A 13,762-nucleotide genomic window follows, 5' to 3' on the forward strand; every position below is an offset into this window, starting at 1 on the left:
GAGATAGCAATGAAAAAAATCAGCTGGGATGAAACTATGGAATATCTGGAAATCCTTTCCCAGATCAGTCTCACGGAAGAAGAAAAGCAGGAGACAGCCGGAGAGTTAAAAAAAATCCTTGCCTATATGGAAAAGCTGGAAGAGCTGGATACGGACGGGGTGGAACCCATGTCCCATGTCTTTCCGGTACAGAATGTATTTCGTGAGGATATTGTGGAACGGGAAGATCAGCGGGAAGCACTGCTTGAGAATGCTCCGCAGAAAAAAGAGGGGCAGTATCTGGTGCCTAAGACAGTATAGAGGAGGAATGGTATGGGAGAAGAATATCTGACATGGACGGCCGGGGAGCTTGCCCGAAAGATTCAAAAAGGGGAGATCCGCCCATCGGAGGCTGTGGAAGCTTCCCTGTTACAGATAGAAAGGATGGAACCGCAGATCGGAGCATTCCTGCAGATTGACCGGGAAGGAGCGCTTGCCCGGGCAGAGGAAGTGGAGCAGGGTATCCGATCCGGAAAATATCAGGGGCCATTTGCCGGAGTGCCGGCAGCGGTCAAGGATAATATCTGCACAAAAGGTATGGAAACAACGTGTGCATCCAGGATTTTAAGCGGTTTTTACCCACCCTATGATGCCTGTGCGGTAGAAAAACTCAAAGAGGCAGGCATCATTATTCTCGGGAAGACCAACATGGATGAGTTTGCCATGGGAAGCACGACGGAGACTTCTGCGCGGAAGGTGACAAAAAATCCATGGAATACCGGACATGTGCCGGGCGGCTCTTCCGGGGGTTCCTGTGCGGCAGTGGCGGCGGATGAATGTTTTATTGCCCTGGGATCGGATACCGGAGGATCCATCCGCCAGCCAAGTTCCTTTTGTGGAGTGACGGGAATCAAACCGACCTACGGGACTGTTTCCCGGTACGGTCTGATCGCATATGCATCCTCGCTGGATCAGATCGGACCTATTGGAAAAGATGTGGCGGACTGTGCGCGGATGCTTTCCCTTCTGGCCGGGCAGGACAGAAGAGACAGTACTTCTTTGAAGAGGGAGACGCTGGATTTTGAGGAGGATCTTGCGGGAGATATCCGCGGAATGAAGGTTGGGATTCCGAAAGAATATCTGGACGAAGGAATTGATCCGGAAGTGCGGGATGCTTTGAAGAAGACCATGGAGATCCTGAAAGAACGGGGAGCATCAGTGGAAGAGTTCTCCCTTGGCATGACAGAATATGTCATTCCTTCTTATTATATTATTGCCTCGGCAGAGGCAAGTTCCAATCTGGCCCGGTTCGACGGTGTCAAATATGGATACCGGAGTCCTCATGCGGACTCGCTCCATGAGATGTACAAAATGACCCGTTCGGAAGGATTCGGAACGGAAGTGAAACGGAGAATTTTTCTTGGCTCCTTTGTTTTAAGTTCGGGCTATTATGATGCATATTATCTGAAAGCACTGAAAGCCCGTGCCGTCATCAAGGAGGCATTTGACCGGGCATTTGCCGCTTACGATGTGCTGCTTGGCCCTGCAGCACCTCAGACTGCACCGAAAATCGGAGAAAGCCTTTCGGATCCGCTTCAGATGTATCTGGGAGATCTCTACACAGCGGCAGTCAATCTGGCAGGCCTCCCGGCCATATCCGTACCGTGTACGGTGTCAAAGGCGGGCCTTCCGATCGGAATCCAGCTGATTGGAGACTGCCTGCAGGAGAAGAAGATTATCCGTGCGGCAGCCGCTTTTGAAAAAGAGAGAGGCATATTTCCGAAGGCATATTCTGGAACAAAAAGGGGGAAAATCTGACGATGAGAAAACAGTATGAGACCGTGATTGGTCTGGAAGTGCATATTGAACTTTCCACAAGGACAAAGATTTTCTGCGGCTGTCCGACCGCATTCGGCGGAGAGCCCAATACCCATACCTGTCCGGTGTGCACCGGAATGCCCGGATCCCTTCCGGTTCTGAACAGGAAGGTCGTGGAGTACGCATTGAAGGCGGGACTTGCCATGAACTGTAAAATCCATACTTTCTGCAAATTTGACCGGAAAAACTATTTTTATCCGGACAATCCTCAGAATTACCAGATTTCCCAGCTGTATCTTCCAATCTGCTATGACGGATATGTGTCGGTTGATACGGCACAAGGAGAAAAAAGAATCCGGATTCATGAGATGCACATGGAAGAAGATGCCGGAAAACTGGTCCACGATCCATGGACGGACAGCTCCCTTGTAGACTATAACCGAAGCGGCGTGCCGCTGATTGAGATTGTATCGGAACCGGATATGCGAAATGCCCAGGAGGTCATCGCCTATCTGGAACAGCTCCGGATCATGGCTCAGTATCTGGGAATTTCAGACTGCCGGCTGGAAGAAGGCTCCATGCGTGCGGATGTTAACCTGTCCGTTCGGGAAGCGGGGACAGAAAGCTACGGCACCAGGACAGAGATGAAGAACCTGAACTCCTTTAAGGCCATTGCGAGAGCAATTGAAGGGGAGACCATACGGCAGATTGAACTTCTGGAAGAAGGAAAAGAAGTGATTCAGGAAACAAGGCGGTGGGATGACAATAAGGAATGTTCCTTCCCGATGCGCTCCAAAGAGGACGCTAAAGATTACCGGTATTTTCCGGATCCGGATCTTCCTCCGGTCGTGATTGACGATGCATGGATCGGACGGCTTAAAAAGGAACAGCCGGAACTGCGGGAAGAAAAGAAAAAACGGTTTATCCGGGAGTTTTCTCTTTCGGAATACGATGCCCGGATTTTGACAGAGTCCAGAAATATGGCAGATCTGTTTGAAGAGACGGCAAAAATCTGTTCGCAGCCAAAGAAGGCTGCAAACTGGATGACTCAGGACGCCATGAAGCTTCTGAAAGAAGCAGGAAAAAGTCCGGAGGAGATGAAGTTTTCTCCAGACCACCTGGCAGCGTTGATCCTGGTAGAAGAAGAGCAGAAGATCACTCACAAAGGTGCAAAGGAAGTTTTTGAACAGATTTTTGACCACGATGAAGAGCCGCTCGCCTACATTGAGGCACATCATCTGTCCACTGTGGCAGACACAAACGTGCTGGAGCAGATCATCGAGGAAGTGATCCGTGAGCATCCGGATTCTGTGGCACAGTACCGGGAAGGAAAAGAAAAGGTATTCGGATTTTTTGTCGGGCAGGTCATGAAAAAGATGAAGGGAAACGCGGATCCGGCAGTTACGCGGGAACTTCTGCGTGAGAAACTCAGATAGAGAATTCAGGGAAAATATCTGTCATAGTTCTTGCCCTGAAGTCCTGATGCGGAATATAATAAGAACATCAGGGAATTGAGGCAGTCGAAAGATGGAGGAAATCAATATGGCGAAATATGAAACTTGGGAAATTCTTCAGATGATCGAAGAAGAAGATGTAAAATTCATACGTCTGCAGTTTGTGGACATTTTCGGGACCATCCGGAATATTGCTGTGACGGCGGGCCAGATGGAGAAAGCGCTTGCGGGGAAATGTATGGTGGACGGATACAGCATTGCCGGGATGAAAGAGCTTGGATATGACAGAGTTTATCTGAAACCGGACATTGATACATTTACGATCCTGCCGTGGAGGCCGCAGCAGGGAAAGGTGGCAAGATTCCTCTGTGATCTGATGGATCAGGAAGGGAATGATATTGCGGAGAGTCCAAGATATATTCTCAGACGTGTACTGAAAAAGGCAAAGCAGCAGGGGTACAGTTTTGATCTGGACCCGGAGTGTGAATTTTTCCTTTTCGAGACGGATGAAGAAGGGAACCCTACAACACGGACGAGAGAGAAGGCGGGCTATCTGGATGTGGCGCCTCTTGATCAGGGAGAAAATGCGAGACGAGACATGATTCTGACGCTGGAGGAGATGGGATTTGAGATCGAGTCTTCCCATCATGAGGATGCCCCGGCACAGCACGAGGTGGATTTTAAGCAGGCACAGGGCGTGAAGGTGGCGGATCAGATTGTGACATTCCGCTCCACGGTACGAACGATTGCCCAGAGACACGGCCTGCACGCGACATTTATGCCAAAGCCGAGGACAGACCTTCCGGGCTCCGCATTGTCTTTAAATATTTCCGGATTCCGGGACGGAAAAAACATGTTTGCGGATCCTCAGGCGGAGAACGGATTGAGTCAGGAAGCCTACTCTTTTATTGCCGGACTTCTGTCACATATGAATGGAATGGCTGCAATCGCCAATCCGATTGTCAATTCATATAAGAGACTGAAACCGGGATTTCATGCCCCGACCGAGTTGTTCTGGTCCCTCAATGATTACCGTGCCCCGATCCGGGTAGTGAAAGGGAAAGAAGGAGACACGCACATTGAGTGGACGCTGCCGGACGGAGCGGCAAATCCGTATCTTCTGATTGCGATGGTTGTCGCGTCCGGCCTGAACGGGATTCAGGAAAAGATGATTCCACTGAAAGCGGATGAAAAGGCAGGGGCTCTTCCGGGTACCTTGAAGGAATCTTTGACCGCGCTGGAAAAAGATGAATTTTTAAGAAATGTCTGCGGAGAGAACTACGTCAGAACCTATTTAAAGGAAAAGACAAAAGAATGGGAACTCTATACACAGGAAGTCACTGACTGGGAGCTGAAAGAGTATTTACACAGATTTTAACAGACAGCAGGGGGAAAGAAAATGGGAAGTATTATCATCGCACTTCCGCGGCAGGAAACCGCGAGAAAAATCAAAGAAATACTTCTGCGCCATGGTTTCGGAGATACCATTGTCGTATCAACGGCGGCAGCGGCGCTTCAGGAAATCGGGCGTCTTTCCCACGGAATTGTGATCAGCGGGACGAAGCTTCCGGATATGGATTATACCGATTTGCTGGACTGCCTGCCACGGTATTTTGATCTGCTTCTGCTGGATACGACACAGAATGTCAGTCACAGAAGGCAGCCGGGGCTGGTGGCCGTGACTATGCCGGTGAAAGCATATGAATTTATCGATACGGTCAACATGATGCTCCAGAATCTGGACCGGCAGGTAGTAAAGCGGAAAGATAAGAAGCCAAAACGGACGGAAAAGGAGGAAAACTATATCCGGAATGCCAAGTACGTCCTGATGGAACGGAACCATATGACGGAGGAGGAAGCATTCCGCTACATTCAGAAAAGCAGTATGGATACCGGAAGAAATATGGTAGAGACAGCGCAGATGATACTGACACTGATCTATAATGAGATTTAAAAATGACGAAAAAACGGAAAAAACATAGACAATTATATACAAATGTACTAAAATAAACGTATTGGCATTATGACAAATACGGAGGTAGTAATATGAAAGGAAATGTAATTGTTGGACAGTCAGGAGGTCCGACAGCGGCGATCAATTCAAGTCTGGCTGGTGTTTACCGTACGGCAAAGGACAGAGGGGCAAACAAAGTGTATGGAATGCTTCATGGAATTCAGGGGCTGATGGAGGAGAAATACATTGACCTGTCAGAACATATCACAAACGATCTTGATGCGGAGCTTTTAAAGAGAACTCCGGCTGCATATCTGGGATCCTGCCGGTACAAACTTCCGGAAATTCATGAAAACAGAGAAGTATATGAAAAGATCTTTGAAATTCTGGACAAGCTGGATATTGAAGCATTTATCTATATCGGAGGAAATGACTCCATGGATACGATCAAAAAGCTTTCCGACTACGCGATTGTGATGGGATATCCGACAAGATTTATCGGATGCCCGAAAACAATTGACAATGACCTTGCTCTGACGGATCACACACCGGGATACGGAAGCGCGGCAAAATATATTGGAACATCTGTAAAAGAGATTATCCGTGACAGCTTCTGTCTGGAGTACAGCAAGGGACTTGTCACGATCGTTGAGATCATGGGAAGAAATGCCGGATGGCTTACCGGAGCGGCGGCTCTTGCGAAAGGAGAGGACTGTTCGGGACCGGATCTGATTTATCTTCCGGAGCTGACATTTGATCTTGACAATTTCATGGAAAGAATCAAAGATCTGCTGAAAAAGAAAACTTCTGTTGTTGTAGCGGTTTCCGAAGGAATCCATCTGGAAGATGGAAGATATGTCTGTGAACTTGGAGCAAATGTAGATTTTGTAGATGCGTTTGGACATAAGCAGCTCACTGGAACAGCAGCTTATCTTGCACAGTATGTAGCAAATGAGATCGGATGCAAGACCCGCGCCATCGAATTGAGTACGCTGCAGAGATCCGCGTCTCACTGCGCGTCCAGAGTAGATATTCTGGAAGCGTCTCAGGTAGGCGGTGCTGCAGTAAAGGCGGCGGATGAGGGAGATAACGGAAAGATGGTTGTGCTCAAGAGAATTTCCGATGATCCGTATCAGTGCAGCACAGAAGTAAAAGATGTGCACAAGATTGCAAATGACGAAAAACTTGTGCCGAGAGAATGGGTCAATGAAGACGGTACTTATGTAACAGATGAGTTTGTTGCATATGTTAAACCGCTGATTCAGGGAGATGTATCTCCGGTTATGGTGGATGGTATTCCAAGACATCTGTATAAACCACATCATTAATATTTGAAGAAGGGATCAATGGTGAAGATCGGTGTAACAGGAGCGGACGGATTTCTCGGAAGCAGAATTCTCCGCTTCTATCAGGATAAATTTGATATGACGGGATACCGTCATACGGACATGGACTTTACGGATCCGGAAGAGGCAGAGGCGGTCCTGAAAAAGGACCGCCCTGATATTTTGATCCATACAGCAGCGGTCTCTGATGTGGGCGCATGTGAACAGGATTCGGAACGGTCGGAAAAAGTCAATGTGGACGGAGTCAGAATTCTGGCAAAGATCTGCCGGGAGATCGGGGCGCGGCTGATTTTCTGCAGCTCCGATCAGGTTTATGTGGGAAATGGAGAAAGAGAGCCCCACAGAGAAGAAGAGAGGATCGCTCCACCGACTGTGTACGGCAGGCAGAAGATCCGGGCGGAAGAGCTTGCGCTTAAAGCCCAGCCGGACACGGTGGCACTGCGCTTAAGCTGGATGTTTGCTGTCGACTTCCGGGAGGGACAAGAGCATGGGAATCTGATTTCGACGGTCTGCAAGGCCAGGGAATCAGGAGACCGGATCAGGTATCCGGTCTACGATCTCCGGAGTATCACGGATGTATGGGAAGTAGTTGAAAATCTGGAAATCATGTTTCATGCACCGGCAGGAATCTACAACTTCGGAAGTGAAAACGACAGGAGTACGTATGAAGTGGTGAAAGAGTTTCTGGAAAGTGCCGGAGCGGGATCAGAAAATCTGGAAAAGAATGAGGAAGCCTTCCGGGATCATCCAAGAAATCTGCGGATGAATATCGAAAAAGTGAAAAAACTGGGAGTCCGGTTCCTTACGACAGAAGAAGCATTGAAAAAGGCAGGAACGCGGTGGAAACACGATCCTGCATAAAAAGAAAATCCCCCGTAAAAGGGAGGATGCCGGGTGATCATCGGCTGATCCCCGGCATTTATTATGAAAAAGTTTATTCAAAAAGTATTTACTTGACAGCGTCTTTATCAGTTCTGTTTTGTTTTCTTTTTGATGATTTTAGTATACCTGTTATTCGTGAAAAAAAAGTGTTCTACAAATCAACATTTAAAAAACAAAAAATGAACAAAATATGAACGTAAAGACGGATGTTGTGCAGATTGTACACTTTCTCTTATTTTCTATAGATGAAATGTGGCAGGCCGTCTTTCTGAGGCACTTCCACCTGTCCCTGAATCAGCGGACGGACATAGTTCAGGAACGATTCTGTAACATCGGATCCATCTGCAGTGATCCAGTCGGAAGGAACAACTTTCTCTTCATTGCAGATCTGATTGACATCAGCAGTCCCTGGAACCATCTCGTAGGAATCCCCAGCCTGTCTCTCAAAGGTGATCATAACGCCGGTTTTCCCATCCATGGCACAGTCAACTCCATAAGAACCTGCACAGACTGCTTCTTCCAGATCAGTGCCAGACAGGCAGGAAGAAGAGCAGCGCTGGGAGACATTGAGTTCCACAGAGCGTACTTTAATACCAAGTGTATCTTTTACAAGGTTTTCCAGATATTTTCCGGAACCTGTCAACATTTTGTGACCAAAGGTATCGGTGCCGACTTCGCTTGCGTATTCACAGATAAAGGTGCCTTCGGCATCGTGAATTCCTTCGGAAATACAAACGACAAGGTTCGTAGTCTTCTTCAGGGCATCCTGTACCTGGGAAAGGAAACGGTCTTTGTCAAATGCAGTTTCCGGCAGGTAAATCAGTACCGGATTGTCTCCTTCAAACTTTCTTGCAAGAGCAGAAGCGGCAGTCAGCCATCCCGCATGTCGTCCCATAATCTCTACGATCGTAACGGAAGGCTTGTTGTCATATACTGATGCATCGACAGCGATTTCACGGACTGTGGATGCCACATATTTTGCAGCGCTTCCAAAGCCTGGTGTATGGTCTGTCATGACGAGATCATTGTCGATGGTTTTCGGAATACCGATAAAGCGGATGCTGCTTTCATTTTTGGCTGCATAGCGTGAGAGCTTGCTGACCGTATCCATGGAATCATTTCCGCCGATATAGAAGACGGACTGAATCTCATATTCCGCAAATTTTGCAAACAGCTGCGGATAAACCGGATCGAAGAGATCTTCCGGAAGCTTGTAACGGCAGGAGCCAAGATAGGCACCCGGTGTTGTCTTCAAAAGAGGAAGCGTGCCGTTTTCTTCCAGAGTACGCATATCCATCATGTTTCCATTTAAAAATCCCTCAATTCCATTGACCATTCCGTAAATATTGTCAATCTGCGGTGTCTCCAACCCTCTCTTAACGACGCCGTAGAGACTTCCGTTGATAACAGCGGTCGGCCCTCCGGACTGTCCTACCAGTATGTTATGTTTCATATTTCATATCCTCCAGTTTTTTTCTCATTTTGTAATTTAGTATAACGAAAAAATGGAAGAGAAGCAAATTTTCCTTGGAAAATCAGTAAAAAAAGATTATACTGTAAGCAGTAACTGCAAAAAAGCAGGAACGGGGGAAGAACATGAAGTATATAACATTTGCAATACCATGCTATAACTCACAGGACTACATGGAGCGCGCGATAGAGTCTGTCCTCAAGGGAGGAAAGGACATCGAGGTCATCATTGTCAATGACGGATCCAAAGACGGAACCGAGGAGATCGCGAGACGGTACGAGCGGGAATACCCGGATATCGTACGAGTGGTCAGTCAGGAGAACGGCGGACATGGAGAAGCGGTCAACAGCGGTCTTCTGCATGCCCAGGGAAAGTATTTTAAGGTAGTGGACAGCGATGACTGGCTGGATGAAGAAGCGCTTCTGAAGATCATGGAGACGTTGCGGAGATTCGAGGAGAACGGCGAAGAAGTGGACATGCTGATTTCCAATTATGTATATGAGAAAGTCGGAGCCTCCCACAAGAAAGTGATTCATTACAGGAACTGCCTTCCTCAGGATCAGGTGTTCGGATGGAGTGATCTCGGGCATTTCCGGATAGATCAGTATATTCTGATGCATTCGGTTATTTACAGGACAGAACTTTTGAAGCTTTGTCAGCTGCATCTTCCGAAGCATACGTTTTATGTGGACAATATTTATGTCTATTATCCGCTGCCGCATGTCAGAACGATTTACTATCTGGATGTGAATCTGTATCGCTATTATATCGGGCGGGATGATCAGTCTGTCAATGAGAAAAACATGATCAAGAGGATTGATCAGCAGTTGTATGTCAACCAGTCCATGATTGATATGTACCAGATGAAGATGATCTCGAATAAAAAGCTTCGGAGCTATATGATCAAATATCTGGCGATCATGATGACTGTTTCGTCCATTATCTGTATCCGGTCCAAGAAAGAGGAAAATCTGAAAAAGAAAAAGGAACTGTGGACCTATCTGAAAAGGAAAGATTATAAAACCTATTTCAAAATTCGATATGGAATTTTAGGACAGACCATGAATCTTCCGGGAAGATCAGGAAGAAAGATCTCGTCCATGGGATACTCTGTGATGAGAAGAATCATCGGATTTAATTAAATACGAATAAAAAGACGGCCATGGTGCATACTACTCTTTAAAAGAATGGAAAGGAGCAGTAAGTAACATGGCTGTTGAATTTTCACAGAGCAGAACAAAAGAAAATCTGATGAAAGCATTTGCCGGAGAAAGCCAGGCGAGAAACCGGTATACAATTGCGGCAGAGGAAGCGTGCCGGAAAGGTTTTTTCGCGCTCAAGGAGATCTTTCTTTTTACGGCGGATCAGGAGAGAGCGCATGCGGCCCGGTTTTATGAGCTTCTGAAGACGGAAGCGGGAGAGAACATCCGGATCGAAGGAGGATATCCGGTGGATCAGTCGGAAAGTCTGGTTGAACTTCTGATGATGGCAGCGCATAATGAGCAGGAGGAACATCAGGAGGTGTATCCGGCCTTTGCAAAGACAGCGGAGGAGGAAGGCTTCCCGGAAGTAGCATATGCATTCTCACAGATTGCGGAAGTGGAAAAAATTCACGGGGAGCGTTTTGCAAAGATTGCAGAAATGTTAAAGAAGGAGACTTATTATGAGTCTTCGGGACAGGGAGAATGGATGTGTCTGAACTGCGGCCATATTTTTAAAGGAGAAAAAGTCCCTCCGGTCTGTCCGGTGTGCAGACATGAACGGGGATATTTTATTCCGGCATGCATGGCTCCGTATCTTGGATTTTCAGCATGCAGGTAATACGAGGAAAGGGGAAAGAATGACCAGCCAGAAAATAGAAAATCTTTTAAATCTTGCACTGGACGCGACCGGGACAGAACGGCTTCGATCTGTAAATCTTCAGGTGGGATATAATGAAATGACAAACACGTGGGACGTCATTATTCTGTATTCTGGTACGCTGGAACGTGTGTCGGAGACTGCGGAGTCGGTGACGCCGCTTTTGAAAAATTTTGCTATTGTGCGGATACGGGAGGAAAATATTGAGAAGCTTGCTTCGCTGGAAGAAGTAATCTATATTGAAAAACCAAAAAGACTTTTCTTTGAAGTGGCAGACGGAAGAAGGGTGTCCTGCATCGATGCGGTGCAGACACCCCGTTTTCGTCTGACAGGAAAAGGGGTTTTGATCGGAGTGATTGATTCCGGGATCGAATATGCAAATGCAGACTTCAGACAGGAAGATGGCGCGACGAGAATCCGTTTCCTCTGGGATCAGACCGTGGAAGGGACACCGCCGGAAGGGTACCGGATCGGTTCGGAATTCTCGGCAGAGCAGATCAATGAGGCTCTGCAGCAGCCGAACAGGACGATGCGTCTGCAGAAGGTGCCAAGTGTTGATATCTCCGGTCACGGGACTGCCGTTGCCGGTGTGGCCGCAGGAAATGGAAGAAACAGCGGCGGACGTTACCGGGGAACGGCTCCCGACGCGGAATTAATCATTGTCAAACTGGGGAATCCGGGAGGTGTGGGATTTCCGCGGACAGCGGAGCTGATGCAGGCAGTAGACTATATTGTACAAAAGGCGGAAATGCTTCAAATGCCGGTATCGGTCAACATCAGCTTTGGGAATACATATGGCGCTCATAACGGAACATCACTGCCGGAGCGTTTTCTGGATGCGGCTGCGCAGATCGGCAGGACTTTAATCAGTGTGGGAACAGGAAATGAAGGGGCAGAGGCCGGACATACATCCGGATTTGTAAGAGAAGGAGAAGAAACAAGTGTACCGCTTGGAGTACAGGAACGTCAGGGAGCATTCAGTCTTCAGATCTGGACGGATTACACGGATGTGATCGGCGTGACGATTAAGACGCCGTCAGGAGAACGAGTCGGTCCGATTCGGGAAGTGATGGGTACCCAGCGTTTTCTGACCGGAAAAACGGAGATTCTGCTGTATTACGGGGAGCCGAGCCCCTACAGTGGTCTGAACGAGATTTTTCTGGAATTCCTGCCGGTGGCTGATTATGTAAACAGTGGAGAATGGAATATTATTCTCGTGCCGGAGCAGATTGTCACAGGGCGGTTTGAAATGTGGCTTCCTGTCAGCTACACGCTGAATGAAGGGACGGCCTTTTTTTACCCGACCGAAGAGCTTACGCTCACGATCCCTTCGACAGCATCCAGAGTACTGACAGTGGCAGCATATGATGCGGACACCATGTCCTACGCTGATTTTTCAGGACGGGGCCGAAAAAATCAGAATAATCAGAAACCGGATCTTGCCGCACCGGGAGTCAATGTCGTTTCTGTACAGGGAGAGGAAGGGTATGCATCTTTTACCGGAACATCCTTTGCGGCTCCGTTTGCATCAGGCGGAGCCGCACTTTTGATGGAGTGGGGAATTACAGAAAAAAATGATCTGTTTTTATATGGGGAGAAGGCAAAGGCGTTTCTGAGAAGAGGAGCCAGAGAACTTCCGGGATATGATTCGTGGCCGAATAATCAGCTTGGATATGGAGCCTTATGTATCAGGGACAGCATCCCGGAAACAAGAGTTTCGTGATTATAGACAGTTTTTTAACAAATATTTTATATATAGTAGACAAAAAACTCCTTGATAAGAAAAAAATATTATCCATTTTGATACCTGCTGTAGGATTTTGAAACTTATAGGTTATATTTATGACAGATAAAAAAAGAGGAAAAACATCTATAAGACGGCATGTAAAGGAGGAAAACATTATGATGACAATCTTATCAGGAGTTGGGATGCTTTTGCTTACACTGGCAATCTTCTCTCTCTTCAGCATGAAAATGCCGAAAGGGTCTTTGGCCATGAGCGGTATGGCAAATGCAGCAGTAGCAACGTTCCTTGTGGAGGCCATTCATAAGTACATTTCAGGGGATCTCTTTGGTATCTCCTTTTTCAAATCAGTTGGGGAAAATGCAGGCGGATTCGGCGGTGTGGCAGCAGCGATTGCGGTACCGCTCAGCATGGGGACCAATCCGGTACTGGCAATTGCAGCCGGTGTCGTTCTGGGACAGTTCGGTATCCTTCCGGGATTTATCGCGGGCTATGTAGTAGGGCTGCTTTCTCAGTTGATTGAAAAATATCTTCCGGAAGGTGTCGATGTCATAGCAGGAGCACTGATCGTAGCACCGATCTCCCTGCTCGTAGCTACAGCGGCAGACCCGCTTGTTAATATGACGCTTGCAAGAATCGGTGGTACTATTACGGCGGCGGCAGAGCAGTCTCCGCTTGTTATGGGATTCCTCCTTGGAGGAATCATGAAGATGATCTGTACATCACCGCTCAGTTCCATGGCACTGACAGCCATGATCGGACTGGACGGACTTGCGATGGGTATCGCGGCAATCGCATGTGTGGGCGGATCATTCACAAACGGTATTGTATTCAAACGTCTGAAGCTTGGTGATAAGAGTAATATCATTGCGGTTATGATGGAACCTCTGACGCAGGCACCGATCATTACGGCAAATCCGATTCCGATTTATTGTTCCAACTTCTTCGGAGGAGGACTTGCAGGTGTATCCGCAGCAGTATTCCATATTATCAATAACGCGCCGGGTACCGCATCCCCGATTCCGGGCCTTCTGGCACCGTTCGCGTTTAATGATCCGGTCAAAGTCGTGCTGGCAGTAATCTTCGCAGCGGTTGGCGGATCTTTGGCAGGATATGTAGGAAGCCAGGTTTTCAAGAAGAGTTATGAGAAAAAAGCAGAAGCAAGGCAGAATCTGACTATCGAACCGGCAGCAGAATAAAGCAGATAAAAAGGATCCCTGGGGCATTTTGAGCCCGGGATCCTTTTTGATTGAT

12 protein-coding genes are annotated in these 13,762 nt (G+C 47.7%); 11 read left to right on the forward strand and 1 reads right to left on the reverse strand.

Annotated elements, in window-relative coordinates; all coding sequences use genetic code 11:
- Nucleotides 1-9: 9 nt before the first annotated feature.
- The 7 genes from gatC to B5G11_RS05295 all read left to right on the forward strand — a co-directional run bounded on the left by gatC (nucleotide 10) and on the right by B5G11_RS05295 (nucleotide 7,412).
- Complete coding sequence (gene gatC, locus B5G11_RS05265; RefSeq protein WP_087252431.1) at nucleotides 10-300, forward strand: Asp-tRNA(Asn)/Glu-tRNA(Gln) amidotransferase subunit GatC; 291 nt, start codon at nucleotides 10-12, stop codon at nucleotides 298-300.
- 12 nt (nucleotides 301-312) lie between these two features.
- Nucleotides 313-1,797: an Asp-tRNA(Asn)/Glu-tRNA(Gln) amidotransferase subunit GatA gene (gatA, locus tag B5G11_RS05270; protein ID WP_087168135.1), complete on the forward strand. Its 1,485-nt coding sequence runs from the start codon at nucleotides 313-315 to the stop codon at nucleotides 1,795-1,797.
- A 2-nt stretch (nucleotides 1,798-1,799) separates the two neighbouring features.
- Nucleotides 1,800-3,233, forward strand: a complete 1,434-nt coding sequence (gene gatB, locus B5G11_RS05275; protein WP_087252432.1) for an Asp-tRNA(Asn)/Glu-tRNA(Gln) amidotransferase subunit GatB — start codon at nucleotides 1,800-1,802, stop codon at nucleotides 3,231-3,233.
- 106 nt (nucleotides 3,234-3,339) lie between these two features.
- The gene (locus B5G11_RS05280; RefSeq protein ID WP_087252433.1) at nucleotides 3,340-4,629 is read left to right on the forward strand and encodes a glutamine synthetase family protein; all 1,290 of its coding nucleotides are present in this window, start codon (nucleotides 3,340-3,342) and stop codon (nucleotides 4,627-4,629) included.
- A 21-nt stretch (nucleotides 4,630-4,650) separates the two neighbouring features.
- Complete coding sequence (locus B5G11_RS05285; RefSeq protein ID WP_087168132.1) at nucleotides 4,651-5,205, forward strand: ANTAR domain-containing protein; 555 nt, start codon at nucleotides 4,651-4,653, stop codon at nucleotides 5,203-5,205.
- A 92-nt stretch (nucleotides 5,206-5,297) separates the two neighbouring features.
- The gene (locus tag B5G11_RS05290; protein WP_087168131.1) at nucleotides 5,298-6,533 is read left to right on the forward strand and encodes a 6-phosphofructokinase; all 1,236 of its coding nucleotides are present in this window, start codon (nucleotides 5,298-5,300) and stop codon (nucleotides 6,531-6,533) included.
- A gap of 18 nt (nucleotides 6,534-6,551) precedes the next feature.
- Nucleotides 6,552-7,412 (forward strand): sugar nucleotide-binding protein, encoded by an 861-nt coding sequence (locus B5G11_RS05295; RefSeq protein ID WP_087252434.1) that lies wholly within the window; start codon nucleotides 6,552-6,554, stop codon nucleotides 7,410-7,412.
- A 253-nt stretch (nucleotides 7,413-7,665) separates the two neighbouring features.
- On the opposite strand, the gene B5G11_RS05305 is transcribed toward B5G11_RS05295, so the two are convergent.
- Entirely contained in the window at nucleotides 7,666-8,886 is a 1,221-nt protein-coding gene (locus B5G11_RS05305; RefSeq protein WP_087252436.1) for a 6-phosphofructokinase, read from the reverse strand.
- A gap of 143 nt (nucleotides 8,887-9,029) precedes the next feature.
- On the opposite strand from B5G11_RS05305, the gene B5G11_RS05310 reads away from it, so the two are divergent.
- The 4 genes from B5G11_RS05310 to B5G11_RS05325 all read left to right on the forward strand — a co-directional run bounded on the left by B5G11_RS05310 (nucleotide 9,030) and on the right by B5G11_RS05325 (nucleotide 13,707).
- On the forward strand, nucleotides 9,030-10,046 hold the full coding sequence (locus B5G11_RS05310; RefSeq protein ID WP_087252437.1) for a glycosyltransferase family 2 protein: 1,017 nt from the start codon (nucleotides 9,030-9,032) through the stop codon (nucleotides 10,044-10,046).
- Between the two features lie 67 nt (nucleotides 10,047-10,113).
- Nucleotides 10,114-10,725 (forward strand): rubrerythrin, encoded by a 612-nt coding sequence (gene rbr, locus B5G11_RS05315; RefSeq protein WP_087252438.1) that lies wholly within the window; start codon nucleotides 10,114-10,116, stop codon nucleotides 10,723-10,725.
- A 19-nt stretch (nucleotides 10,726-10,744) separates the two neighbouring features.
- Nucleotides 10,745-12,487, forward strand: a complete 1,743-nt coding sequence (locus B5G11_RS05320; protein ID WP_087252439.1) for a S8 family peptidase — start codon at nucleotides 10,745-10,747, stop codon at nucleotides 12,485-12,487.
- 182 nt (nucleotides 12,488-12,669) lie between these two features.
- Complete coding sequence (locus tag B5G11_RS05325) at nucleotides 12,670-13,707, forward strand: PTS sugar transporter subunit IIC (protein WP_242958947.1); 1,038 nt, start codon at nucleotides 12,670-12,672, stop codon at nucleotides 13,705-13,707.
- Nucleotides 13,708-13,762 lie beyond the last annotated feature (55 nt).

The sequence above is a fragment of the Drancourtella sp. An57 genome (genome assembly GCF_002161525.1).
Taxonomy (GTDB): domain Bacteria; phylum Bacillota; class Clostridia; order Lachnospirales; family Lachnospiraceae; genus Sellimonas; species Sellimonas catena.

Bases quoted from the DNA above. Each gene is read 5' to 3' on its own strand.
- gatC (WP_087252431.1), top strand. From the start codon at position 10: ATGAAAAAAATCAGCTGGGATGAAACTATGGAATATCTGGAAATCCTT.
- gatA (WP_087168135.1), top strand. From the start codon at position 313: ATGGGAGAAGAATATCTGACATGGACGGCCGGGGAGCTTGCCCGAAAG.
- gatB (WP_087252432.1), top strand. From the start codon at position 1,800: ATGAGAAAACAGTATGAGACCGTGATTGGTCTGGAAGTGCATATTGAA.
- B5G11_RS05280 (WP_087252433.1), top strand. From the start codon at position 3,340: ATGGCGAAATATGAAACTTGGGAAATTCTTCAGATGATCGAAGAAGAA.
- B5G11_RS05285 (WP_087168132.1), top strand. From the start codon at position 4,651: ATGGGAAGTATTATCATCGCACTTCCGCGGCAGGAAACCGCGAGAAAA.
- B5G11_RS05290 (WP_087168131.1), top strand. From the start codon at position 5,298: ATGAAAGGAAATGTAATTGTTGGACAGTCAGGAGGTCCGACAGCGGCG.
- B5G11_RS05295 (WP_087252434.1), top strand. From the start codon at position 6,552: ATGGTGAAGATCGGTGTAACAGGAGCGGACGGATTTCTCGGAAGCAGA.
- B5G11_RS05305 (WP_087252436.1), bottom strand. From the start codon at position 8,886: ATGAAACATAACATACTGGTAGGACAGTCCGGAGGGCCGACCGCTGTT.
- B5G11_RS05310 (WP_087252437.1), top strand. From the start codon at position 9,030: ATGAAGTATATAACATTTGCAATACCATGCTATAACTCACAGGACTAC.
- rbr (WP_087252438.1), top strand. From the start codon at position 10,114: ATGGCTGTTGAATTTTCACAGAGCAGAACAAAAGAAAATCTGATGAAA.
- B5G11_RS05320 (WP_087252439.1), top strand. From the start codon at position 10,745: ATGACCAGCCAGAAAATAGAAAATCTTTTAAATCTTGCACTGGACGCG.
- B5G11_RS05325 (WP_242958947.1), top strand. From the start codon at position 12,670: ATGACAATCTTATCAGGAGTTGGGATGCTTTTGCTTACACTGGCAATC.